At 39.1% G+C, this 23,913-nt stretch carries 22 protein-coding genes; 9 read left to right on the top strand and 13 right to left on the bottom strand.

From position 1 onward, the window contains the following. Positions 1-40: 40 nt before the first annotated feature. The 3 genes from B0B05_RS00685 to B0B05_RS00675 are packed head-to-tail and all read left to right on the top strand — an operon-like array spanning position 41 to position 2,168. Positions 41-619, top strand: coding sequence for an LUD domain-containing protein (locus B0B05_RS00685; RefSeq protein WP_076781475.1), 579 nt, complete (start codon positions 41-43; stop codon positions 617-619). A gap of 9 nt (positions 620-628) precedes the next feature. Next, positions 629-1,504: a phosphatidate cytidylyltransferase gene (locus B0B05_RS00680; protein ID WP_076781473.1), complete on the top strand. Its 876-nt coding sequence runs from the start codon at positions 629-631 to the stop codon at positions 1,502-1,504. A gap of 10 nt (positions 1,505-1,514) precedes the next feature. Further along, entirely contained in the window at positions 1,515-2,168 is a 654-nt protein-coding gene (locus tag B0B05_RS00675; protein WP_076781471.1) for a phosphatidylserine decarboxylase family protein, read from the top strand. Between the two features lie 51 nt (positions 2,169-2,219). Here B0B05_RS00675 and B0B05_RS00670 read toward each other — a convergent pair whose 3' ends face one another. Genes B0B05_RS00670 through B0B05_RS00655 form a run of 4 tightly spaced genes read right to left on the bottom strand, consistent with a single transcriptional unit; the run spans position 2,220 to position 4,555 of the window. Beyond that, positions 2,220-2,804 (bottom strand): DUF4126 domain-containing protein, encoded by a 585-nt coding sequence (locus B0B05_RS00670; RefSeq protein ID WP_076781470.1) that lies wholly within the window; start codon positions 2,802-2,804, stop codon positions 2,220-2,222. A gap of 23 nt (positions 2,805-2,827) precedes the next feature. Next, positions 2,828-3,208, bottom strand: coding sequence for a ribonuclease P protein component (gene rnpA, locus B0B05_RS00665; protein WP_076781469.1), 381 nt, complete (start codon positions 3,206-3,208; stop codon positions 2,828-2,830). Positions 3,209-3,213: 5 nt separating this feature from the next. After that, positions 3,214-3,939 (bottom strand): tRNA threonylcarbamoyladenosine dehydratase, encoded by a 726-nt coding sequence (locus B0B05_RS00660; protein WP_076781467.1) that lies wholly within the window; start codon positions 3,937-3,939, stop codon positions 3,214-3,216. Further along, positions 3,932-4,555: a TatD family hydrolase gene (locus B0B05_RS00655; RefSeq protein ID WP_076781465.1), complete on the bottom strand. Its 624-nt coding sequence runs from the start codon at positions 4,553-4,555 to the stop codon at positions 3,932-3,934. The genes B0B05_RS00660 and B0B05_RS00655 overlap by 8 nt, the downstream gene beginning before the upstream one ends. Before the next feature lie 163 nt (positions 4,556-4,718). On the opposite strand from B0B05_RS00655, the gene B0B05_RS00650 reads away from it, so the two are divergent. Then, positions 4,719-5,348 (top strand): TetR/AcrR family transcriptional regulator, encoded by a 630-nt coding sequence (locus B0B05_RS00650; protein WP_076781463.1) that lies wholly within the window; start codon positions 4,719-4,721, stop codon positions 5,346-5,348. Here B0B05_RS00650 and B0B05_RS00645 read toward each other — a convergent pair. Further along, positions 5,333-6,490: a serine hydrolase domain-containing protein gene (locus tag B0B05_RS00645; RefSeq protein ID WP_076781461.1), complete on the bottom strand. Its 1,158-nt coding sequence runs from the start codon at positions 6,488-6,490 to the stop codon at positions 5,333-5,335. The two genes, B0B05_RS00650 and B0B05_RS00645, sit on opposite strands and share 16 nt — an antisense overlap. A gap of 82 nt (positions 6,491-6,572) precedes the next feature. Between B0B05_RS00645 and B0B05_RS00640 the strand changes: the two genes are divergently transcribed. Then, positions 6,573-7,814 carry a DUF445 domain-containing protein gene (locus tag B0B05_RS00640; protein ID WP_076781459.1) on the top strand — a complete coding sequence of 414 codons (1,242 nt, stop codon included), beginning with the start codon at positions 6,573-6,575 and terminating at the stop codon, positions 7,812-7,814. Positions 7,815-7,973: 159 nt separating this feature from the next. Here B0B05_RS00640 and B0B05_RS00635 read toward each other — a convergent pair whose 3' ends face one another. Beyond that, positions 7,974-9,647, bottom strand: coding sequence for a DUF6909 family protein (locus B0B05_RS00635; protein WP_076781457.1), 1,674 nt, complete (start codon positions 9,645-9,647; stop codon positions 7,974-7,976). 332 nt (positions 9,648-9,979) lie between these two features. On the opposite strand from B0B05_RS00635, the gene B0B05_RS00630 reads away from it, so the two are divergent. Beyond that, on the top strand, positions 9,980-12,181 hold the full coding sequence (locus tag B0B05_RS00630; protein ID WP_076781455.1) for a glutamine synthetase III family protein: 2,202 nt from the start codon (positions 9,980-9,982) through the stop codon (positions 12,179-12,181). 223 nt (positions 12,182-12,404) lie between these two features. After that, a complete protein-coding gene (locus B0B05_RS00625; RefSeq protein WP_076781454.1) occupies positions 12,405-13,055 on the top strand; it encodes a C40 family peptidase in 651 nt (216 codons plus the stop codon). Between the two features lie 81 nt (positions 13,056-13,136). Here B0B05_RS00625 and B0B05_RS00620 read toward each other — a convergent pair whose 3' ends face one another. Beyond that, complete coding sequence (locus B0B05_RS00620; protein ID WP_076781452.1) at positions 13,137-14,150, bottom strand: aminoglycoside phosphotransferase family protein; 1,014 nt, start codon at positions 14,148-14,150, stop codon at positions 13,137-13,139. Between the two features lie 220 nt (positions 14,151-14,370). Between B0B05_RS00620 and xrtF the strand changes: the two genes are divergently transcribed. Next, positions 14,371-14,901, top strand: coding sequence for an exosortase family protein XrtF (gene xrtF, locus B0B05_RS00615; protein ID WP_076781450.1), 531 nt, complete (start codon positions 14,371-14,373; stop codon positions 14,899-14,901). Further along, positions 14,894-15,346 carry an exosortase F system-associated membrane protein gene (locus B0B05_RS00610; RefSeq protein ID WP_076781448.1) on the top strand — a complete coding sequence of 151 codons (453 nt, stop codon included), beginning with the start codon at positions 14,894-14,896 and terminating at the stop codon, positions 15,344-15,346. The genes xrtF and B0B05_RS00610 overlap by 8 nt, the downstream gene beginning before the upstream one ends. Positions 15,347-15,391: 45 nt before the next feature. On the opposite strand, the gene B0B05_RS00605 is transcribed toward B0B05_RS00610, so the two are convergent. The 6 genes from B0B05_RS00605 to nadB all read right to left on the bottom strand — a co-directional run bounded on the left by B0B05_RS00605 (position 15,392) and on the right by nadB (position 23,865). Continuing rightward, positions 15,392-16,396 carry a cation diffusion facilitator family transporter gene (locus B0B05_RS00605; RefSeq protein WP_076781446.1) on the bottom strand — a complete coding sequence of 335 codons (1,005 nt, stop codon included), beginning with the start codon at positions 16,394-16,396 and terminating at the stop codon, positions 15,392-15,394. Positions 16,397-16,536: 140 nt separating this feature from the next. After that, on the bottom strand, positions 16,537-17,526 hold the full coding sequence (locus B0B05_RS00600; protein WP_076781444.1) for an aspartate-semialdehyde dehydrogenase: 990 nt from the start codon (positions 17,524-17,526) through the stop codon (positions 16,537-16,539). A 101-nt stretch (positions 17,527-17,627) separates the two neighbouring features. Further along, positions 17,628-18,056 (bottom strand): hypothetical protein, encoded by a 429-nt coding sequence (locus B0B05_RS00595; RefSeq protein ID WP_076781442.1) that lies wholly within the window; start codon positions 18,054-18,056, stop codon positions 17,628-17,630. An 80-nt stretch (positions 18,057-18,136) separates the two neighbouring features. Beyond that, a complete protein-coding gene (locus tag B0B05_RS00590) occupies positions 18,137-21,256 on the bottom strand; it encodes a TonB-dependent receptor (RefSeq protein ID WP_076781439.1) in 3,120 nt (1,039 codons plus the stop codon). Between the two features lie 61 nt (positions 21,257-21,317). Continuing rightward, complete coding sequence (gene nadC / locus B0B05_RS00585; protein ID WP_076781437.1) at positions 21,318-22,181, bottom strand: carboxylating nicotinate-nucleotide diphosphorylase; 864 nt, start codon at positions 22,179-22,181, stop codon at positions 21,318-21,320. 88 nt (positions 22,182-22,269) lie between these two features. Beyond that, the gene (gene nadB / locus B0B05_RS00580; RefSeq protein WP_076781435.1) at positions 22,270-23,865 is read right to left on the bottom strand and encodes an L-aspartate oxidase; all 1,596 of its coding nucleotides are present in this window, start codon (positions 23,863-23,865) and stop codon (positions 22,270-22,272) included. Positions 23,866-23,913: the final 48 nt, after the last annotated feature.

Raw genomic sequence — 23,913 nt, 5'->3', positions numbered from 1 at the left:
ATTCTTTACATTTGTAATAATTAATTAAAAATCACAGGAATTGAGTCTGTTTAAAAGAATCGTAAATAAAATAATGAATCAGCCAGAAGAAGAGCAGCCGGATGTAACAAAACTGGCCGATCAACTTCGGGATGCTGATCTTGATTATAAATTTGCGCAGCTTTTTACGCATTCCGGCGGTTTTTTTAATTATTGCGCCGACGAGTCTGAGGCTTTGCAGACCCTTAACCAGATTATCAAGATAGAACATATAAGCGACGTCTTTTGTTATGATCCGGATCTTAAGAATTTCTTGGATGTAATAAAAACACCATATTCTGAACAATTGACAGAAAACAACGATGCTGCTTTTATTACGTGTGAGTATCTTATCGCTTTTGATGGCAGGATTATGCTTTCTCACAATAATATTTTGCACTATCACTCATCCCGGCTGCCTTCCAAAATTATTATAATGGCCAATGTTTCTCAGATTGCCAGCAACCTTAATGAGGCTATGATGAAGGTAAAACGAGCCGGAAATCTTAAAAATCTGACATCAATTAGTGGTAGCCAGTCCAAATTGGATACGCCAAATAAGGATAATACCAAACTTTTCTTACTTTTGCTGGAAGATTAAAATTCGGTTTTGGATAAAAATTTCATTCAGCGTTCTTTGTCGGGACTCGTTTATGTCCTGATTATTACACTATGTACAACGCCATTAGGCGAAAAAATCTTCAGCAGTTTCCTGCCGGAAGTTAAACAGCAGTACCTGTTTTACGGATTGATAACTTTTTTGCTTGCCGTTGGGCTCTACGAGTGCATCCGTGTAATGAAGTTTGACAACAGCTTCTACAAATGGCTGGTTTTTCCCATAGCTGCAATTGTTTATTATAGATTCAGTAAGCGGTTTTTTTACCATGGCTTTTTTTTAGATATTAATTTTAGCGAAATGATGGCATTAGCCCTTATTCCTATTGCTGTCGTTACTCTTTTTAAATATCCTAGGGAACTCTATTTTGAAAACGGAAAGCTGATTTTCACTGTAGTTTATCTTGCCTTGCCTTTTGGTTTTGCTTTGGGCTTGCCAAAATTCAGTACTCTGAATCCGGATAAACCCTTTACCTTAGAAGTTTTTATGCTTTTTGTTTTGATATGGAGTAGCGATACCTTTGCCTATCTTACCGGTAAATTTTTTGGAAAACACAAGATGGCTCCCAAGATTTCTCCTAAAAAAACATGGGAAGGTTTTGCTGGCGGTGTTGTTTTAACATTGTTGCTGGGATTTTTTGTTGAGAAATATTTCCCTGAACTCCGCGGCAACTGGATGATTGTAGGTCTTCTGATCTCTATATTTGCGCCTTTGGGCGATTTGGTGGAAAGTCAGTTAAAGCGTAGTTTTGCAGTAAAGGACAGCGGGAATATTATCCCCGGACATGGTGGTGTATTAGACAGGCTGGATAGTTTTATTATCTGTGCGCCAGTTATTTACCTTTATTTTATTTTAGAAAAATTATTTTAGACAGCATATTATGAAACTTCATAAAGAATCGAAAGGGACATTGGTGGTTGCCATCCTGTTTGTGGCATTTATAGCTGCGATTTCAATTTATTATTTAAAAATTTGGTCACTCATCATCCTTTTGCCTTTGCTGGTAATGCTGGGATTGATCTTCTGGTTTTTCAGGGTTCCCAAAAGAGCTATTCTGGATCATACAGAGAATGTTATCGCGCCCGTAGACGGGAAAGTGGTTATGATAAAAGAAGTTGTGGAAGATGAGTTTATTAAGGGAAAATGCATTCAGATTTCCATTTTTATGTCACCGCTCAATGTGCATATCTGCCGTTACCCGGTAAGTGGTGATGTCATCTATAAAAAATACCATCCAGGGAAATATCTTGTAGCGTGGCACGAGAAATCCTCCACCGAAAACGAGAGAACAACTGTTGCAGTAAAGAGTTTAACCAATCATCAGGTTGTATTTCGCCAGATTGCCGGTTATGTCGCCAGACGTATTGTTTTCTACTGTAATATTGAGGATAAGGCCAAAGCTGGACATGAGTTTGGATTTATTAAGTTTGGTTCCAGGATGGATGTTTTTCTGCCGCTGGATACAGAGATCCTTTGCAAGATAGGAGATAAGACCAAAGGTGGTCTTGATGTTATTGCAAGACTAAAAGACTAATAATGAATTAAGAGAACTACGATGGTTCTCTTTTTTTATAAAATTTTAGTTTTATACTCTTTTTGCCGTCATTTTTCGCCAGATTTTCCTTCCAAAAATAATAACAGCAATTAGAAGAACGATTGCTAATAGAAATGCAATCACAGGCAAGAAAAGAGACAGAGCAGACATAACCCCAGCCCCGGCGGTTTCTGTGGTGGCTACAACGTTATTTCCGATGCCTGCTGTTGTTGCCGATGATGCGGCCCTGGTGCCAGCAAAGCCGGACGCAATAGTTGCAGCAGTCCCGCCACCGGCGATGAGTGCTAATGACCATTGTGAGAATGTCCCTAGCTCTATAAACTGGCTGGCGAAAAGTACAGATCCGGCAATGGTAGCCAAAGGTACCGCTATGGTGTCCAGAATATTATCCACAAATGGGATGTAATAAGCAAGGATTTCTATTACGGTGGCAACACCTGTCGTAATAAGGGCCGGCAAGCCTGATAACCATTCAAAATTATCAGAGACAGGGATCCAACCCAGATAAGATGCAAGGCTCACAAAAAAGAAGGGCAAAAATACACGGAATCCGGATGCGGCAGCCAATCCAATACCGATGCATGCACTGATGATATAAGGTAGAATGTCGCCCATTTGTAATGTTTTAATTACTAAAATTACAAATTAACCGAAGACGAGGGATTTTTTTTTGAACAAAGTTTTAGAAACTGACTCTCGACCGTAGAGAGATGTTCTGGCAATTCTTTGGAAACCCAAAAAAGCATAGCCAAAGACTGATCACCAAAGGCTTCTTTGTAAAGACATTTATTCAGTCTGTAAGATTCCCGCAAGAGGCGCTTGATGCGGTTTCTTTCAACCGCTTTTTTAAAATATTTTTTGGAAACCGATACACCGATTTTGTGAGAATCGATTTCTGTGGAATTGATATAAATAATCCTGATCTGATCTACAGAAATCCATTTGCCTTTTTTAAACAAAAGATCAATATCTGATTTTCTTTTCAGTTTTTCTATGGATGGATAACTGTTTGATTTCAAAGGTATTATTTTCTTCCGGTTAGATAATTGATAACTTCCGCGGCCGCATACAACCCAAATATGGCCGGAATAAAACTGATTGTGCCATAGAAGGAGCGTTTAAAATTAGTGCCGTCTGTCATTTTGAGGCTGGTCTCATCCTGAACTTCGGTAGAGAAAACACAACGGAATCCCTTGTTGATTTTTTCTTTCTTAAGGCGTTTCCTTACCTGCCTTGCGAGGAGGCAGTCTCTGGTTTTGCTGATGTCGCGCACCATTACTTTGCTTGGGTCTGTCTTGCCGCCGGCACCCATAGATGACACAAGCTTAATTTTATGCCTTCTGCAGGTTTTTATCAATGCTAATTTTGGTGTAAGAGAATCAATACAATCCAGAACATAATCAAATTGTTCTGATTTTATCAATTCCTCCATGCGTTCCGGTTCTAGGAATTCGTTGATTTTGACGAGCTGAAGTTCCGGGTTGATGTCCATTAGCCTGTCTCCTACCAGTTCTACCTTATGCTGTCCTATTGTAGAGTGCAGGGCAGGTAATTGCCTGTTAATATTGGTGATGTCAACCGTGTCGCCATCTGCAATAATCATGTGCCCAATACCGGCTCTTGCTAAAAACTCTGCTGCAAAAGATCCTACGCCTCCTAATCCGATGACAAGCACTTTAGCATTTTTGAGTTTTTCTATTCCTTCGTGTTTTATCAGCAGCTCGGTACGCTCTAACCAAAATTTATCCATAATTTGTCACGCTTTCTAGGTTTTCCCACATCTGATTTTTCAAATCATCCAGGCTGATTTCTTTGATGATCGCTATTTTTTCGTAAAGTTCAGCAATCTCGAAATCTGCATCATCGGTCTCAAGAAACATTTTATCAATGGGAAATCCTTCTATCAATTTTTGCAAAGATACATGTTCTAAGGCTGCTTTTCCAAAACTAAGGTAAAAGCCTGCTGCCAAAAGTGTACTGGCAATTTCAGGTTTTTTGTTGTAGCCGTGTAAAATCTTGGGGATCTTGGCGTGTTTGTAGTGTAAAAGCTGGGAATAACGGCGGACACAGTGGATGATGACTGGTTTTTTGATCTCTTCTGCCCAGGCGAGGTGCTGTTGTAATATCTTCTGCTGGAGTTGTTCTTTTACATCAATTAATCCGTCGAGACCACATTCGCCTATTGCAATGCACCTAGGGGAAAGCGAGAGCTCTTTTATCAGTGCAAAATCAGATTCCCAGTTGTCAGAAATATCTTTTGGATGCAGGCCGGCAGAGAATGGTATCCCGGGCTCTTTTTCTCTGTAATTGAGATTGTAGATACCAATTTTTGATTTTGAATGATGATGAAAATCCAGAAAATCCATAGGATAAAAGTAATCAATTTTGGTAAATCTAAGTATAATAAAAGCGCTGATAAGTTATTATAAGAGGATAAACAGAAAGAAAAAATGCAACTTTTTAGGTAGCGAAACGTGTTGTAGTTGTAGAAAATTAGTTTTAATTTTACATGAAATCTTTTGAACAGAGATGAAGAAAAAATTTACGGAAAAACAAACAAAAATTCTGGATGTTGCAGAAGAGCTTATTGCCAAAAAAGGCTATGACGGGACTTCTGTAAGGGATATCTGTACCAAAGCCAATATCAACGTGGCTATGATTTCTTATTACTTTGGCTCCAAAGAGAAAATGATGTCTTACCTCTACAAGTACCGTGTGCAGCGTACAAAAGAAAGTTTTTCTGAATTTGCGCAGACCATCAAAGAAGGCAAGCCTGAGATGCAGATGAAGGAGATTATCAATTATATCATTTCGCTTTTATTCAAGTACAGTTACTTTCATGGTTTTGTAACGCAGGAGATGAGAACGCTGGACAACGTAAAGGACGATCTGCTGGAGTTTTACCAAACCTGCGTTGCCAGGCTGGATGAGATTATTAAAAGAGGTATTATTGCCGGAGTTTTCCATAACGCACCCAAGTCAGAAGATATCTTAACCCTGATCATAGGTTCTACGTTGTTTGTCTTGAGAAATAAAAATTTCTACGAAATTTATGTTCCAGCTAATAACGAGGCGCAATACACCAAGGAGTCTGAACAGAAATTAAAAAATAGCACACTTTTAAGTGTTTTTGCATTATTGGATTATGACGCAGATTGATTGGTGTCTGCAATTTTCAATATTTCATTAATATAAAATTCTACTTCCCGCGGGCGGTTTTTTTCATCTTTCGCCGGATTGTCCCGGTTGCCCATTCTTACAATAATCAGGTCATATTGCGGGACTACAATTACATATTGGCCGTAGAGTCCTCTTAGGTAATAATGTTTAACCCGGGTGTCATTGTTGATCCACAGGCCCATTCCATAAGCACCGCCGGAATGTTCAGCTGGTGTAGTCATCTGATTCACAAAAGACGGACTGATTAGGGGAACGCCGTCAAATTTTCCATCATTAATTAATAAGAGGCCAATCTTTGCCCAGTCTCTGGCATTGGACTCGATGCAGCAGAAGCTTTTTTCTACAGAAAGGTCATCGGTTGTCCATTTTGCATTATGTTCCATCCCCAATGGTTTCCATAGTTTTGCAGAAGCATAGGAGGAGAGCGGTTCGCCAAGGCTTTTACCAATGGCAAAACCCAACAGTTGAGTGGCACCACTTTGATATTCGAAATGTTGCCCTGGATTTTCTTTAAAATTTGTGCTAAAAACCACATCAGCAAGCGCAGAGCCATAATAAGCTTTGGCATTAGGCAGAAAAGGGTTTTTATAATCTTCTTTCCAGTCAAGGCCAGCCTGCATAGAAGCTAAATCTCGCAAGGTGAGGTTTTGTGCGTGTTTTTTACAGGAAAATTCGGGGTAAAAGTCAGAGAAATGGGCGTCTGCACTGGAGATTCTCCCATCGTCGATTGCTTTTCCCAAAAGCAGCACGGTAATCGTCTTAGCCATAGAAAAAGAATTGCTGGCTGTATTGCGGCTATAATTATCCCAATAGCGTTCCTGAATTATTTGGCCATGTTGTATGGCTACAAAAGAAACAGTTTCTGTCTCCTGCAGATGTTTTTCCAGTTTGGCAGGCAAAGATTTCTTATTGTAATCAGAGGCTAATGGCCAGGGTTTTGGATTGCCTTTCAGGATAAGATTAGCCGGGAAATATTTGCCATCGTCTATGCTAGAACTGTTTTTACCCCGCAGGTATGTTAGGCGCAACGCTGTGAAAAGATAGTTGTAGCCGGTCATGTAGATAACCAAAATTATTGCAGCGATGATTAATAAAACGATATTAAATGTCTTTTTCAGCATGGCAGAACCTTTGTGTAAAAATAAACCTAATTTAATCAATTATCAATAAATTTGTTTGTAATGATTTTCTAATTTTTTGATCATGAATGATGAACTGAAAAAAAAACAGCTGCATAATTATAAAACACTTGCGACAGGTCTTTTTATATTAATGGCGGCTATCTTTATAACTATGACGGTTTTGCAAAAAGATCATCAATCTCATTGGATAGGCTATATTAGGGCTTTTTCAGAAGCTGCGATGGTGGGGGCACTGGCAGACTGGTTTGCAGTAACGGCGCTTTTTAATTATCCTTTGGGAATCAAAATCCCACATACCAATCTTATCCAAAACTCGAAGGATAAAATAGGTGATAACCTGGGTAATTTTGTAGTAGATAACTTCCTGTCACCGCAAAATATAAGGCCTTACATCCAGAACCTAAAAGTTTCGGTTTATTTGAGCGATTGGCTGTCTAAGGAGAGAAATCAAATGATATTGATTAATGAACTGTCGTCAATCCTGAAAGATATTTTAATAAAGTTGGATGACAAAAGTGTTGAAATTTTTATTGCTGACAAAGCCAAAGACATGGCGGGATCAATAAACATCAATGGGGTTATTGCCAATGGTATCACTTACCTGCTTAACAGGAATGACCATCAGGATATTATTACTAATCTCAGTTCCCAAATTAAAAATTATATCCTGGCAAACGAGAAACTGGTGTCTGATAGGGTAGAAAAAGAGAGTTTCTTCTTTATCCCCAAGTCTGTTGATCACAAGATTGCAGAAAAAATTACTGAAGGCCTCAGCCAGTATTTCTTGGAAGTGGAAGAAAATCCCAATCACCCGTTGAGAGCTGAGATAACCAACAAAATACTTGCGTTCGCTGATGAATTAAAGACTGACAGCAAATGGGAAACCGAGTTTGATCAAATTAAAGCTGAGTTTCTGAAAACAGATAAACTTCAAAAATATGCTGCTGATGTATGGCAAACGCTTAAGGCTTCGCTGATTAAAGAGTTTACGGACAACAACTCAAATCTGAAGGGCTATATCAAAAGAAGCCTTGGGGACTTTGTTCATAATATGCAGAATGATGATGCTTTCCAGTACCGTATCGACCATTGGGTGCGCGTGACTGCTTACAAATATATCTTGAAGAATACCAAAACGTTTGGCAATCTTATCAGCACTACGGTAGGCAATTGGGAAGGCCGCGAACTCAGCAGAAAACTGGAGCTTGAAGTCGGGAAGGATCTTCAGTTTATCCGCATCAACGGGACTATTGTTGGTGGCCTGGTAGGACTGCTGATCTATACCATTGCAAATTTTATATAACCTATTATTTGTAAAGTACTAAGTTTAATTAAACCTGAAAAGTTTTATGTGTACTCTTGAAGTATTTGTAATAGGAATATAAATACGAATCATTAACAAATACTAAAAACACATTGAAAGTATATAAAAAATGGCCGGCTAATTGGCTGGCCATTATTATTAAAGTTCTTTATTAGAAAATATCTTTTCCAGAATTTTATTGGTGATCATATACGTTGGCTTTACACCTGTAAGGCCCAAACCGCCGGATGAGAGTGTACTGCCGGTTTCCAGTGGGTTGTCAGACGCATAATAAGCGTACATTACAAAAAGATCCGGAGAAATATGATGGCGTATTTTGCTGGCTACCTGAATCGCTTTTTGATAATGGGCTCCTTCCATTTCCAGTCCAATGGCCTTCCAAGAAGTGGTCATAAAATAGGAGAGGATGTCCTTATTCTGTAGCGATGTTCCCAGGACGGTAACCATTGGCCCTTCATAAGCTTTGATCTCATCATCTGTAAAATCCTCCAGTTTCAGTGCGTTTTCAAAAGTATAATTGTCAGCAGTTCCTTCAAAAATATGGGCAGTCGGGATCATAATATCTCCTTTTTTACCGGTCAGGATACCTGCTTTCCCCATAATAGAGATGGATTTTACCTTCATCATGTAGACTTCCCCGTTGACTTCATAAGGCCTCAATAATTCGTCCATCACCTCGAAGGCTTGTTCTCCAAAGGCATAATCAAAGACAAGGATCACATCATCACCCTGGAATTTTTGATTGGCAAATACAGTGTTTTTGAGATCTGTCTTAGAAACATCAATGATCTGGACATCGATATTGCTGCCGCTGTGGTCATCAATGTATATCATACCCTTGCTAAGGGCGTGATCCAGTATTTTGTTTTGAAGTTCTTTCTTGTTGCTGATATCAGCAAACAGCTTATAGTCTATATCTTTTGTCCCTTTCTTACCTAATGCATCATTGGCAAATAACATATTTTTTACCGAATGCATGTTGGCGCTGATAATGTGCAGAGGACGCATGTGCAGATTGTTTTCTACAAGAACCTTTTTGATGGTGTTGGCCCATCTTTCACCGAAGAGGTGGTGCCCTACGCGCTCTTGCAGGATTGCTGAGAAGTGGATTTCTCTTTCTCTTGTCTCGCGCCAGTCATCCAGGCTGTTTTGTCCCAGCCAGTAGATAATTTTAAACAGGCGGTCGGGATTCTTGTCATCACCAAAATTGTTATAAGCATTCAATGTTTCATCGAATGTTCTTCCCAGGAATGAGGACAGGTGGATTAGGGCCACTTCTTTTTCTTTGCGGCTGTATTTTTTCTCACCTTTTGCTACTTCTTCTATAATTTTCCAGATTCTTCTTGGTCGGCCTTCGGCTTCGAGATCAAAACCGATATTTTTAATTTTGTCAGCTTCCAGATAAAGAAATGTGAGGTGGGTAAGGATGTCATAGATCTCGGATCTTCCCAGCAGAACTTCAATATTCATCTGGTGTTCATCGATGCGGTAGCAGTTACGCCGTCTTTTTTTAGGAACAATTGGCTCAAAACTACCTTTGTCAAAACCTTCGTCAGAAGTCAGGTGGATAAAAGAACATTCTTCTATACCTTCCGGCAGACGGTCAAGAACATAAAGCAAACCATCAAGTTCTATCTTATTGGGGATGCTCATGCTGCCGTAGATTTCAGGATTGATTACCATTAAGAGTTTTCTTAATGATTCGCCCGAAACACCTGAAGGTTTGAAAAATCCTCTGTAAAACAAGTGTCTCATGGAGACGTAAAGTCTCTCGATAGCTTCTGTGGTTTCTCTTGCTCTTGAATTTGCCATATGATAAATTTTTGTAAAAGTCTGCAAAGTTACAAATTTTATTTTAAAACAGTTTTCCTGTTAATAATATGCTTTGTAACAACTGTTTACCGTTGTATTAATTGAGTTTTCAAGCATATAAATTTAAACTTTCCGCCAGAAATAATAAAAAAAATAAGAATAATTTTTTGTAACAATAATTTAAAGTGATTATACGATTGTGTGGCCTGTTTTGTTTGGGGTGCAGCGATGAATTTTGTGTTAAATTTTATTAAGTGTATTAAATTTGTAGGGCATGACCTGTTTGGATGGCTATTTTTTGTAAATTTGACCTGTTTAAATATCGAACACCTATGTCAACATTAAGATTCAAAGCTCTGGCCGAGCTACCTTTTAAGAGCTACAGAAAAGACAATTTTGTAGATGTACCTGCAAAATTGTCAGAATTATACTGTCAGAATGTTTTCTCCGAAGAAACCATGAGAGAATACCTGACTAAAGAAGCATTTACATCCATCCTGGATGCGATAAGAAAAGGTACAAAAATCCAGAGGCATATTGCGGATCAGGTGGCAGTTGCCATGAAGGATTGGGCACTGTCCAAAGGTGTAACACACTACACGCACTGGTTTCAGCCATTAACGGGGTCAACTGCGGAGAAGCATGACTCTTTTTTCACACCTATTGGCGGCGGCAGGGCTATAGAGAGATTTAGCGGCGCTCTGTTGATTCAGCAGGAGCCGGATGCTTCCTCATTCCCAAATGGTGGAATCAGAAATACTTTTGAGGCAAGAGGGTATACGGCCTGGGATCCAACTTCTCCTGCTTTTATCATGGGGACAACACTTTGTATCCCATCCATCTTTATCTCTTATACAGGTGAGACTTTAGATTACAAAACACCGTTATTGAGAGCACTTAATGCTGTAGACGAAGCTGCTACAGATGTTATGAAGTCTTATTTTGATAAAAACGTCAGCAAAGTATCGCCAACCTTAGGTTGGGAACAAGAATACTTTTTGGTAGATACCGCTTTGTACCAGTCAAGGCCGGACCTTGTGCTTACGGGAAAAACATTGTTAGGACATGCTCCTGCAAAAGGTCAACAGCTGGATGATCATTATTTTGGTTCGATTCCTACAAGGGTGATGAATTTTATGAAGGAGCTTGAAATCGAATGTATGAAGCTCGGGATCCCTGTAACTACACGTCACAACGAGGTGGCGCCAAATCAGTTTGAATTGGCTCCAATGTTTGAAGAAGCCAACGTTGCCGTAGACCATAATTCATTATTAATGGATGTCATGGCGAGAGTAGCTCACAAGCACCATTTTCATATTTTATTTCATGAGAAACCATTTGCCGGAGTTAACGGTAGTGGAAAACATAACAACTGGTCTCTTGGGACAGATACTGGCGAAAATCTTTTGAGCCCTGGCAAAAATCCTAAGAAAAACCTTCAGTTCCTGACTTTCTTTGTTAATACTTTAAAGGCCGTTCATGACTATGCTGATTTACTCAGGGCATCTATCGCATCGGCAAGTAATGACCACAGATTAGGAGCCAATGAAGCGCCGCCTGCAATTATTTCTGCCTTTATCGGAAGCCAGTTATTTGGAGTTTTGGAAGAATTGGAGAAAGTAACCGACGGAAAATTGTCTCCGGAAGAAAAAACAGAACTGAAACTGAATGTTGTAGGTAAAATCCCGGAAATCCTTTTGGATAATACCGACAGAAACAGGACTTCCCCTTTTGCTTTTACGGGCAATAAATTTGAGATCCGAGCGGTAGGCTCATCTGCAAACTGTGCAGAGCCGATGACCGTAATGAACGTGATTGTGGCCAAACAGTTGAAAGTCTTCAAGGCTGAGGTGGATGCGCTGATAGAGACAAAAGGTCTTAAGAAAGATGAGGCCATCTTCAATGTTTTGAGAGAATACATCAAGCAGTCTAAAAATATAATGTTTGAAGGCGACGGTTATTCTGATGATTGGGCAAAAGAGGCTAAAAAAAGAGGCCTTAATAACTTAAAAACCACGCCGGAAGCGCTTAAAAAAGAACTGGACAAAAAATTTGTTGACCTGTACGCAGAGTTGGGGATCTACTCTCACCGCGAGTTTGAAGCCAGAAACGAAATTAAGCTTGAAAAATATTCTACAGTTATTGATATAGAAGCCAGAGTCCTGGCTGATATTGCAAGAAACCATATTATACCGGCAGCGCTTAATTATCAGAACCGATTGATTGAGAACGTTAAAGGGCTTAAAGAGATCTTTGGCGATAAGGAGTTTAAAGCATTAGCCAAAGAGCAGTTAAGCCTGATTGCTGATATTTCCCAAAATGTTTCTGTAATCAAGTTGGGTGTAGATGAGCTGCTGGCAGCCAAAGAAAAGGCCAAAAATACAACTGGCAGCCAAAAACAGGCAGAAGAATATTGCAACAAAGTAAAACCATTGTTTGACAACATTAGAGCCGGTGCAGATGCCTTAGAAATGATGGTGGATGATGAGCTATGGCCGTTAACCAAATACAGAGAAATGTTGTTCACTAGATAAATATCTACAAAAACGTTAAAGAATCTTAACTAAAATTGAAACCGCAAAGCCTAAAAATAAGCTTTGCGGTTCTTTTTTCTTTAACATTCCCAAAGAGATTGTTAAAATGTGTTAAATTGAAAGGGCGTCAATTTGAATTGAAAGACCCTTTAAACTCTATTGGCTAAATTTGCTATGCAATCACAAAAAACCAATCCAACTTAACACAGGTAATTAAATATATATGAAGAAAAGAGTTCTTATTTATACCTTTTTTGTAGCCACATTTTTTTCGCTGCAATCGTGCGTTTCTAACTATGTGGTTTCTAATAATCAAACATACAAAACCGATGCCAAATTTGCATCGCTAGATATTAAACCAGTATCTAATAATTCTGATGATAACAAAGGTCAAAAAGTGTTGGCGTCTATTGCCAATACCAATGAGGTCATCAAAAGATCTGCAATAGAAAATGCTATCAAGCACAGCAATACTATAGACAACATCCTATCCGAAGCTGAAAGTTATCTGGGAACGCCTTACCGTTTCGGGGGAACTTCCAGAAGCGGAATAGACTGCTCTGCGTTTGTTTTGTCTGTATTTGGAGCAGCTGCAGGGATGAATTTGCCAAGAGTTGCCGCAGAACAATCTCAGGAAGGTGATTCTGTAGAGCGTACACAATTGCAAAAAGGTGACCTGGTTTTCTTTTCCCATGGTGGGAGAAGAATTTCTCATGTGGGGATTGTTGAAGATGTAACTCCGGAAGGTGAGGTCAAGTTTATTCATGCGGCCACGTCCAAAGGCGTTATGGTTTCCTCTCTGGATGATAACTATTGGGGACCAAAATTTAAATTTGCAAAAAGAATAGTAAAAGAAGGATTGAATTTGTATTAAATAATTAGAGAGCCTGAAGATATTCAGAAGAAACCTCAGAAGCAATTCTGAGGTTTTTTGTTGGTTTTTAAGGAAGACTTCCTACTGATTAATCAGCAGTTTTATCCGATCGCTGATGTCTTTATCCTTTAGCCTGCGGATAATCCTGCAAAGCTCTGGGAAATCATTATGAATAACAGGCCAATGCCCGCTCAAATCAATAATGTTCTCTATGCCCTGATGCAGGCTTGTTATAAAATGAGCTTTTCTCTGGATAAGCCCCCGAAATCCGTAAGCCCCCAAAACCTGCAAAAAGCGCATCATCTTAATCCAGTTAAAGGCTTCGGATAAATGATCTTTATCAACTTTGTCGTTCCAGAACGAAACATAATATTGCAGCATTTCCTGTCTAAAATCCTCCGGAAAGTTGGCCTTGGCCTGATAAAGAAACGAGATGACATCGTAACTTGCCGGGCCATACATCGCAGCCTGATAATCTATAAAATAAACCTCATTATTATTCACCAAAATATTTCTGGACTGGAAGTCCCTTATCATTAATGTTTTCGGTTCCAAAGACTGTACTTTTGCAGCAATTCTCCTGAACTCCTTGAGTAATGTTGATTTGTGGTATTCTATCTCCAGGATATCAACCAAAAAATTCTTGAAGTAATAAAGGTCATGCGTTACAGGCAAATCATCGTATCTCTCGTACTCAAAACTTTTACTGTAATCTACTTTCCCGCTTGTTGTTGTCTGCAAAACATACAGTTGTTCCAGGCTTTTTTTAACCAGAATTTTTACGCGATGACTCAGGCCTTCACTTGCAATGACTTCGGAAAGTGTCTCTCTGCCTAGAAATTCCTGGATGTAAAGATTTTCTTCTGTATTGATTTTAAAAATATGAGGCGTATTAAGTCCTAATCCCGAAAACAGTTCCGAAAAATAAAAAAATGCCTCATTCTCGCGCCTATTCTCATTATAAGTAATGATGTAATCCTGTCCGCCGGAGCTGCCAATATAATTGATCCGTGATGAGCCACTTTGCGGAAGCGCTGTAAAAGTGTCTGCCTTCTTACCCAGAAAGTCCTCAAAAAATTGCTGATGTTGCTGCATAGGAACAAAGTTAGTAATAATAGATTTTCATCAACGAAAAATTGTAATTTTACCTCATCAATTTACGGTTTCGAAATTGGATGAACAAGCAGGATTATATCTGTAATTGTTACTGTCTAAAAATGAATAACTTCTGGGAAATCGACATGATTTGAAAACTCAAACACAAATGAAAGCTTAGGCTACTCCAAATGGCCTTATAAAAAATAAATACCCGTATATGAAAGATTTTCTGCCGGTTCTTAAGATTCTTCTGCGTTTTGTCATCATATATATCCTTCTGGTTTTACTCTATCAGTTCTACCTGAATGCCTATGCTGATGAGGTTGTAGATCCTTTTACGCGCTGGGTGGCAGAGCAAGTTGCATTGGTACAAGGCTTTGCGGGTTTTCCTACGGTTTTGGTAGACAGTTTTAAGCAGCACAGCGTCTATTTTTTAACCGGTGAGATGTACACGACGCGAATGGTGGAAGGCTGTAATGTGATATCTGTTGGTGTGTTGTTTACCGCATTTATTTTTGCTTTTTATAAAGGGGCCAAAACCTTTCTGTTTGCCGTAGGCGGAATCATTCTGCTTCACATCCTCAATGTCCTGAGAATAGCGCTCCTTAATATCATTTATCTCAAATACTCGCAGTACGAAAAAGTTGCCCATGATTATCTTTTTCCTGCGATTATCTATGGCGGTGTAATTATTTTGTGGCTGGTATGGATTCAGTTTTTTGCATTAAAAAGAGAAAAGGATGCTTAGGTGGCTGTTGGTTATAATTGGGTTTTTAGGATTGGTTGGCGTCCGCGGCTTAGAAGACCGGATTTTTTATGATCCTTTCCTGGGCTATTTCAAATCTGCAGATCAGGCGGCTGTGTTTCCGGATTTTGTCTGGGGTAAACTGATTATGAGTTACGTGTTTCGGTTTTTGCTCAATACGTTCTTCTCGCTATGGATTATCCATTTTCTGTTTCGGAACCGCGAATGGACGAGGCAGGCTTTTATACTGATATTGCTTGTGTTTGCCATTATTTTCCCGATTTATTTATTGTGTATTAATGACAAATTCCATTTCGGTTATTTGTTTTCTTTTTATGTTCGGCGGTTTGTCATCCAGCCATTGACTGTGATCCTGATCATCCCGATCTACTATTACAGGAAAAAACTTTTATCTGGTAATACAAGGCGTAATACTTCGTCTAATTAAGCAACAAAATATAATTAAGGTTAATATTCGACTATCTGAAATTGCTTAAAGCAAATTCTCTACGGTATGCTTACCTGGTTGGGAAATATTCTCGCCGTCCCATTCTACCTTTTTGGTGAAATTTTGTTGGCGTACAGGACAGTCTTTTATCTGGCAAATAGCACAGGAAGTAGGTTTGCAATCATCCATATGGAAATTAAATTCTACCTGGCGGTCTGTGTTTTTAGCAATTAGTTTTATAAGTGCTTCCATTTCGTTATGAGCTGTCCTTAGTTCAAAATACCACGGCAGCGTGAGATGTGCATCGATGTGGAGTTTGCTCCCAAATTGCTGTATTTTCATATTGTGGATGTCTATCCATTGTGCTTTCCGGTTTTTGTTGAGGAATCGTGCCAGCCTGCCGAGCATTTCAGGATCAGCCTCATCCATGATTCCACTGAGAGATCTGCGTATGATTTTGTAGCCAACGACGATAATATATGCGCCAAAAATCAGGGCAACCACAGAGTCTATCCAGTAGATTTTTGTAATATATACCAAAACTAGACTGACTGTTACGCCTAAAGTGGTAATGGTGTCCGATTGCAGGTGTTTCCCTGAGGAAATCAGTACAATTGAGTTCTCTTTTTTTCCGATACGAATAGAGATATAACCCAAAACATAATTGATAATAGCCGTTGCAGCGACTATCCATATTCCCCAATCAAGTTTATTAAGCGTTTTGCCAAGGATCAGGCTGTTGCATCCTTCGTAGATAATCATTACGCCGGCAATACTTATCAGAGAGCCTTCTATTGCTGAGGTTACAAACTCTACTTTGCCATGGCCGTATGGATGGTTTTCATCTCTGGGTTTAGCGGCCAGATAAAGGGCATATAAGCCTAAAAAAGCACTGATAACATTTACAATACTCTCCATTGCATCAGAAAATACTGCATCGGAATTAGTCAGTTTCCAGGCGACCAGTTTTCCTACAAAAAGGATAATTCCTACGGCTGCAATCCATTTTTGGAAAGCGATGTTGGAGTTTTGTTCTTTACTTTTTTTCATTACAACTTTCTTTCGAAAATTTTGTTAAACGGCGCAGTTACAAGGATCAGGAAGACCCTTACACAACTATTGTCGTTTTATTGATCTTTTTCTAAAAAAAGAATCTTCGAAATTTCGAAGATTCTTTGGTTTTTGTTAGTCTAAACTAAGTTGTGTTCTGTAAGATATTCTGCTATCTGAACGGCGTTTGTTGCGGCGCCCTTCCGCAGATTGTCTGCCACGATCCACAAGTTGAGCGTCTTGGGCTGTGATAGATCCCGGCGGATCCTGCCTACAAAAACTTCATCCTTGCCTTCGGAATAGAGTGGCATGGGATACTGATTGTTCTTCACATCATCCTGAAGCACTACTCCCGGTGTTTCGGAAAGGATTTTTTTAACTTCATCCAGATCAAATTCATTTTCAAACTCTATATTGACACTTTCGGAATGTCCGCCCTGCACAGGGACTCTCACGGCAGTTGCTGTCAGATTAAAGGTGTCGTCGCCCAGGATTTTTTTAGGCTCTTTCATCAGTTTGATCTCCTCTTTTGTATAGTCATCATCCGAGAACACATCACAATGTGGCAATGCATTTTTGAAGATCTGATAAGGATAAACCTTCTCTGGGTTTTCACCTTTTACTTCGCTGTTCAATTGATCTACGGCGGCTTTCCCGGTGCCTGTTACAGACTGATAAGTAGATATAACAACTCTTTTGATATCGTATTTCTGATTCAGTGGGTGAAGCACCATCACCAGCTGGATTGTAGAACAGTTAGGATTAGCGATGATCTTGTCTTCTTTTGTCAACACATTGGCATTGATCTCCGGAACAACTAGTTTCTTAGTAGGATCCATCCTCCAGGCTGAAGAATTGTCGATAACTGTAGTACCGGCTTCTGCAAACTTAGGCGCAAATTCTAATGAAGTATTGCCGCCTGCAGAAAAAATGGCAATCTCCGGTTTGGCTGCAATAGCGTCGTCCATGCTTACAATTGTGAATTCCTTGTCCTTGTATTTGACCTTGTTGCCAACAGATCTCTCTGAGGCTACAGGAATTAATTCGGTTATAGGAAGATCTCGTTCTTCCAAAACTTTTAGCATAACTTGTCCAACCATTCCGGTTGCGCCTACCACAGCTACTTTCATTATAATAGATGATTAATAATTGATAAATGATTTGTTTTTAAACTTTGTCAAATTCCTGTGTTTCAAAAATGTTACTCCAGATCTTTGATTTAATAAAATGATTATCCAAAAACTCTTGTCCAAGGGAAAGCGAATACAAATAATGCAATCGCGACTAATCCTAATGAAACGAGAGGAATGGTGAGTTTGTCATTCGCTTTTACTTTTTTGTTGATGATTGTCATCAGTACGGCCGCTATTAGCATAGAGAACGGGTGTTCTACATAAGTGAAACGGAGATCTGCATTTTTCATCACGGCACCCATATCCAGACCTTTGGTGATGTTGGATATCAGCATTACAATTCCGATGAGAAACTGTACATGAAAGAAAATCATCGTAAACAAAGTCACTTTCCTGAATAGTTTTGAAATAGTCCCGCTATAGCCAAACATGGTGACCAATAGAAGGATTAAAAATACCGCAACCAGCAAAAGTTCCAGGTAAGCAAAACCTTTGTGTGCGTGTAAAAGAATGTTGTAAAATTCCATATTCTGATTTTATGAACAGCAAAGATAAAAAAATCCCGACAGATTGCCGGGATTTGAAGTATAATTAATATTAATTGAAATTAGAAAATATATCTAACTCCAAACTGTCCTTGCCATCTAGAAGCAAGATCAGAAATATTGAATGCTTGGTTATCCTTAGGAGCTCTGAAAGTATAACCACCACCACCAGAAGTAGTATAAGTAATTAACTGATAAGCATTGTTAGATACGAAGTAACTTTTCCCCCAATCTTTGTTAAGAAGATTTCCAACGTTGAAGATATCAAATGTCAATTGGAATCTGTGAACTCTGTCTTTGATAGTAATTCCCAAATCTTGAGTAATTCTCATATCGAATTTGTGTTCCCAAGGTGTTCTAGCGCCATTTCTCTCAGCATATTGTCCTCTTCTAGTTCTCAAGTACGGATCTTGCTCGATGAAAGCATCCAATGCAGCCCATTGTTGTGCAACTGTAGCGGGATTAGATCCTGTCAATGCAACCAATTTAATTTCGCTTGCGTTTCTTGGTACATAAAGCAGGTCGTTAGAGAAAGCTCCGTCACCATTCACATCACCATTATATAAGTAAGTGAAAGGGGAACCAGATGTTCCTGCGTAGAACAAACTGAATCCAGTGGAGAAAGCTTTGTTTCTACCGTATTCTATTTTATAACCAGCACTTCCAATAGTTCTGTGTCTGATATCAAAGTTTGAGTTTGCAAGAGGAGGATTATTTGGACTTGTAACTATTTGTGTAAACTCCCAGTTAGATAATGCAGTACTACTGTTACCATCATTAATGGAAGCAGATTGTCCATTAGTATAAGCAGCCATCAAATCCAATCCAAAACCGAATGATTTTTGTAATTGAGTAGTTAAACTATAAGTATAACCTCTACTTGAGTTACTCATTAGAATAACATTTGTAAAGTCGGTAGAGTTTACTCTCTGTCCCGCATAGTTAGGTCTTACATCTGCACCACCTGATAAAGCTGGATTGATGTTTCCATTACTTCCAGAGATATTGATATCAGAATATACGATGTTATTCATTGTTTTTGAAACCATACCTTCCAAAGTAGCATTGATTCCTCCAGGTAATTTGAAATCTCCTGCTAAATTAAATCTCAATACTTGAGGGATTTTGAAGTCATCACTTACTAAGTTAACCTCAGCGCGCTTAGATCCTGAACCCATGTTTTGTTGATTTTCGATATTTGGGTCGAATCCATTGCCACCGTTGATACCCGTAGTTCTTGCATCAACAGTACCGAATAACATTCCGCTGTTTGTAAACTGGTTAGATAACCAAACGAAAGGTACTCTTCCGGTGAATACACCAGCACCACCACGTAGTACTAGAGATCTGTCGCCGTTTACATTATAATTAAATCCAGCTCTTGGTGCCCACAATAATTGACCGCTAGGTGTATTGTCAGTTCTGTATCCAGGGAAAGATGCTTCGATTTTTGGATTTCTCAAAGGCTTATCTCCAATGATTGGAACATCTAATCTGATACCATAAGTTAATCTAAAATTTTTGAAAACCTCAGATTCTCCTTGAGCATAGAAACCTAATTGAGCCGCACTGAACTTAGCTGCAGGTCTTGATTCGCCAGGAATAAGAGAATAAGTGGCTCTAACTCTCGCAGGTACATTGTTCAAATAATCTGCTACACTGTTGAAATCCCACCTACCATTTAGGTTGTTAATAAATAAGTTTCTGAAACTAAAGAATTCGTTATGAGTTCCTAAAGTAAATGTGTTTTTTCCAATATTCCATTTGAAGTTATCAGTAACTTCGAAAATAGTTTGATCTAATTCATTAGCAAATGAACTTCTTTGTGAGCCAAATTCTGCAGATGCTCCAGAAACTCCTCCAATATTCAAGATAGTAATTTGTGGGAAAGGACTTCCTGCTGTATCACGACTATCCTTGATAGATGAATATCCTAAGATTAAATTATTGGAGAAACTACTGTTAAAGTTACTTCTTAATTCAGCAACCAAACTACTTTGTTTGTTCGTGAATTTGTAGGCATTATTTCCAAATCTGAAAAAGTTAGCACTTCTTGATAAGTTATCATCAAAGGCATCAATGTAGTTATAACGAAGAGTAAATTGGTGTTTGTCGTTGATGTTCCAGTCAATCTTACCAAGGAACTTATTGTTTTGAGTCTGGATATCCTGAGGACCGTAGCTACCGACATCATATCCATATTTTGAAAGGGTATAATCAGCAATTTGCTGAGCAATTTCATTGGTCATAGTGCTTCCGGCTTCACCTGCATTGAAAGCTAAAGGAGAAGTTCTTCTTCCAGATTCTGCATTGAAAAAGAAGAATAATTTATCTTTAATCAATGGACCTCCAACTCTTAAACCGTATTGGCTATCACTGAATTTTGAAGATTTTTCGCCAGTAATAACACTTTTACCAATTGTTTTTTCATTTCTTCCAAAGAAATATAATGAACCTTCAAATTTATTAGTTCCAGATCTTGTAACTGCATTGACTCCAGCGCCTGTAAAGTTTCCTTGTGTAACATCAAAAGGAGCCAAAGCCACCTGTATTTCTTGAATCGCATCCAAAGAGATTGGCTGTGTACCAGCTTGTCCCCCAGGTGTACCAGAACCAGAAAGTCCAAAAACATCATTGTTTACAGCGCCATCAATGGTAATGTTGTTGTATCTGTTATTAGCTCCTCCGAAAGAGTTTCCGTTAGCTTGTGGCGTAAGTCTAGTAAAGTCTTGAAGAGATCTACTTAGAGTAGGCATGCTCTCTAGTTGTTTTCGTCCGACAACAGTTGTTGCTCCATTCTTCTTAGAATTTCTTCCTACAGCTACAATTTTCACTGCTTCAATAGAAGTTTCGCTTTCTTGAGTCAATGTTGCGTCGGCAGCAAAAGGCTCTCCTAATTGTAGATATACATCATTGTATATCACTGGTCTCAAATTAGCATAGGTAATTTCAATTGTATAAGGACCTCCAACACGAAGATTCGGTAAATTGAAATAACCAGAGCTGTTAGACACTCCAGAATATACAGTTCCCGAAGGTTGGTGAACCGCTTTGATAGTTGCCCCAGCAGTTTTTTTGCCTGCAGATTGAGTAACAACTCCGTTTACACTACTGGTTGTTACCTGTGCAGATGCTGTGAAAAAACCGGCAAGTAAAATTGCAACAATTAAAGTCTTTTTCATTTTCTTTAAGATTTATGTCGCAAAAGTCTTAAAAAAAATGATAACTCCTGTTAAGAAAGTGTTAATTTTTTAAAGCCTTGAGACTCAGGTCGATATTGCTATGTGAATGCGTTAAAGCACCCGCTGAGATAAAATTGACGCCTGTTTTGGCCACCGAATTTAACACATCACGTGTAATTCCTCCTGATGCTTCAGTTTCACATTTGCCATTGACTATGTTAACGGCCTCAGCCATCATTTCCACATTCATATTATCAAACATAATCCTGTCTGCACCGGATTTTACTGCTTCTTCTACCTCCTGCAGATTGCGTGTTTCTACCTCAATTTTAAGTTTTAGCTTATTCTTTTTTACGTAATCTTTAGCGGCTTTTACAGCGTTGGTTATGCTTCCGTTATAATCGATGTGGTTGTCTTTTAACATGATCATATCGTAAAGCCCATATCTGTGATTGGTCCCACCGCCAATAGCAACGGCCCATTTTTCACAAACCCGGAAGTTGGGTGTGGTTTTTCTCGTATCCAGAAGTTTAGCTTTGGTTCCCACCAATCTCGAGTCCCAATCATGCGTCATTGTAGCAATGCCACTCATCCTTTGCATACAGTTCAGCACAAGACGTTCTGTTGATAAAATAGATCTTGCTTGTCCTGTAACAACAAAAGCAATATCACCTTTTTTTGCCGGCTGGCCATCTTTTATAAAAATTTCAGTTTTCAAATTCTTGTCAAAAGTTTTGAAGATGATTTCTGCCAGTTCTACACCAGCTAAGATGCAGTCTTCTTTTACAAGGAGCTGGGCTTTCTGTTCCAGGTCTTTTGGGATGGTAGAAAGGGTAGAGTGGTCACCGTTCCCGAGATCTTCTTCCAAAGCTCTGGTGATGAACTCTTTCAAAACTTTATCGCTGGCGTAAGATGGTCTTTTCATTGAGTTTTATTTTTGTACTAATGTAAAAGGATTAAGGATTGCTTTTCAGTTTTTCTAAATCGTTAATGGCATTTACATTAATGTAGATTTATTCATTAATCACTAGCGGCTTTGTTGCTAAGTCCTTATTATAAAATGCGCCTTTGTTTTCTTTCATTTGCAAAGAATGTTTGATAATAAGATAGGATACATTCACAAGGTTTCTCAATTCGGAAAGTTGAGGCGAAAGTATGGAATAATTATATAGTTCTGTCACCGCTTCATAGATTTCGCGTTGTTTTTTCTTAGCCAGATCCAACCTTGCATTGCTTCGCACAATACCAACCAGGTCACTCATCATCTCCTGAAGTTGTTTTCTGAGATAAGTTACCAGAACCATCTCATCCATTATTTTCATTCCTTCTTCGTTCCATTCCGGGACGGCTTTCAGGTCATCAAAGTTAAACTGATTTTCTTTCAACAATTCTACGGTTTTGATGGCAGCGTTATGGCCAAACACCAAACCTTCTAGTAACGAGTTGGATGCTAACCTATTCGCGCCGTGTAACCCGGAATTGGTACATTCGCCAACTGCAAAAAGATTTTTAATAGACGATTGCCCGTCTTTATCAATGTCAATGCCGCCCATCAGATAGTGGCAGGCCGGAACTACCGGAATCAGTTCTTTGAAAGGATCGATGCCTTCATCCAGGCATTTTTGATAGATATTGGGGAAGTGGTGGATAAATTTTTCCCTGTCCATTTCTTTACAGTCCAGACCAACATAATCATCACCGCTTATTTTTAACTCGTTATCAATAGCTCTGGCGACAATATCACGGGAAGCGAGCTCTTCGCGTGCATCATATTTATACATAAACGGTTTCCCATTCTTAGTACGAAGTTTTGCACCATCGCCACGCACTGCTTCTGAGATGAGGAACAACATACCGTCTCTTTTAGAATACATTGCAGTCGGATGGAACTGATAATACTGCATATTAGAAACCTTGCCCTGCGCTCTGTGAACAAAGGCTATTCCGTCGCCGGTGGCGATAATGGGGTTGGTTGTGTTTTTGTAAACGTGGCCTGCGCCGCCGGTTGCAACCAGCGTAATTTTAGAAGTGATTTTCTTGATTTTTTTATGTTTTTCATCAAGGATGTAAGCGCCGTAACAATTGATGTTTCCTTTGTCCAGTTCTTTTCCCGGAACATGGTGTTGAGTAATCAGATCTATGACATAATGGTGCGCAAGCATCTCGATATTGGGAGAATTATTGACGGTTTCCAAAAGGGCTCTTTCTATCTCAAAACCAGTGATGTCTTTGTGGTGAACGATTCTGTTTTCGGTATGGCCGCCCTCTCTGCCGAGAGCATATCGGCCTTTTTCCTGATCAAATTTGGCGCCCCATTCCACAATCTCATTGAAACGATGTGGCGCTTCTTCCACAACCATTTTTACGATGTCAGGATTGTTAACATAATCGCCTGCCCGCAGCGTATCATCAATATGTTTCTGGAAATTATCTTTGGAGAAATCTGTAACAACGGCTAAACCACCCTGTGCATACTTGGTATTGCTTTCGTCTTCGTTAGCTTTGGTTACGATAATTATTTTGGTGTCAGGTAACTGTTCGGATATTTTGATGGCATAAGATAAGCCTGAGATTCCGGAACCGATGACGAGAACGTCTGTTTTTATCATGGATTTAGATTAAAATTCAGATTGACTGAAAATTTTGAAAGACTAAAG

Source organism: Epilithonimonas bovis DSM 19482, from assembly GCF_900108115.1.
In the GTDB taxonomy this organism is placed as follows: Bacteria; Bacteroidota; Bacteroidia; order Flavobacteriales; family Weeksellaceae; genus Epilithonimonas; species Epilithonimonas bovis.
This window is presented reverse-complemented; position numbering and strand designations above follow the sequence as displayed.

Bases quoted from the DNA above. Each gene is read 5' to 3' on its own strand.
- B0B05_RS00630 (WP_076781455.1), top strand. From the start codon at position 9,980: ATGTCAACATTAAGATTCAAAGCTCTGGCCGAGCTACCTTTTAAGAGC.
- B0B05_RS00635 (WP_076781457.1), bottom strand. From the start codon at position 9,647: ATGGCAAATTCAAGAGCAAGAGAAACCACAGAAGCTATCGAGAGACTT.
- B0B05_RS00610 (WP_076781448.1), top strand. From the start codon at position 14,894: ATGCTTAGGTGGCTGTTGGTTATAATTGGGTTTTTAGGATTGGTTGGC.
- B0B05_RS00675 (WP_076781471.1), top strand. From the start codon at position 1,515: ATGAAACTTCATAAAGAATCGAAAGGGACATTGGTGGTTGCCATCCTG.
- B0B05_RS00625 (WP_076781454.1), top strand. From the start codon at position 12,405: ATGAAGAAAAGAGTTCTTATTTATACCTTTTTTGTAGCCACATTTTTT.
- nadC (WP_076781437.1), bottom strand. From the start codon at position 22,181: ATGAAAAGACCATCTTACGCCAGCGATAAAGTTTTGAAAGAGTTCATC.
- B0B05_RS00600 (WP_076781444.1), bottom strand. From the start codon at position 17,526: ATGAAAGTAGCTGTGGTAGGCGCAACCGGAATGGTTGGACAAGTTATG.
- B0B05_RS00645 (WP_076781461.1), bottom strand. From the start codon at position 6,490: ATGCTGAAAAAGACATTTAATATCGTTTTATTAATCATCGCTGCAATA.
- B0B05_RS00620 (WP_076781452.1), bottom strand. From the start codon at position 14,150: ATGCAGCAACATCAGCAATTTTTTGAGGACTTTCTGGGTAAGAAGGCA.
- nadB (WP_076781435.1), bottom strand. From the start codon at position 23,865: ATGATAAAAACAGACGTTCTCGTCATCGGTTCCGGAATCTCAGGCTTA.
- B0B05_RS00655 (WP_076781465.1), bottom strand. From the start codon at position 4,555: ATGGATTTTCTGGATTTTCATCATCATTCAAAATCAAAAATTGGTATC.
- B0B05_RS00595 (WP_076781442.1), bottom strand. From the start codon at position 18,056: ATGGAATTTTACAACATTCTTTTACACGCACACAAAGGTTTTGCTTAC.
- B0B05_RS00640 (WP_076781459.1), top strand. From the start codon at position 6,573: ATGAATGATGAACTGAAAAAAAAACAGCTGCATAATTATAAAACACTT.
- xrtF (WP_076781450.1), top strand. From the start codon at position 14,371: ATGAAAGATTTTCTGCCGGTTCTTAAGATTCTTCTGCGTTTTGTCATC.
- B0B05_RS00660 (WP_076781467.1), bottom strand. From the start codon at position 3,939: ATGGATAAATTTTGGTTAGAGCGTACCGAGCTGCTGATAAAACACGAA.
- B0B05_RS00650 (WP_076781463.1), top strand. From the start codon at position 4,719: ATGAAGAAAAAATTTACGGAAAAACAAACAAAAATTCTGGATGTTGCA.
- B0B05_RS00605 (WP_076781446.1), bottom strand. From the start codon at position 16,396: ATGAAAAAAAGTAAAGAACAAAACTCCAACATCGCTTTCCAAAAATGG.
- B0B05_RS00590 (WP_076781439.1), bottom strand. From the start codon at position 21,256: ATGAAAAAGACTTTAATTGTTGCAATTTTACTTGCCGGTTTTTTCACA.
- B0B05_RS00670 (WP_076781470.1), bottom strand. From the start codon at position 2,804: ATGGGCGACATTCTACCTTATATCATCAGTGCATGCATCGGTATTGGA.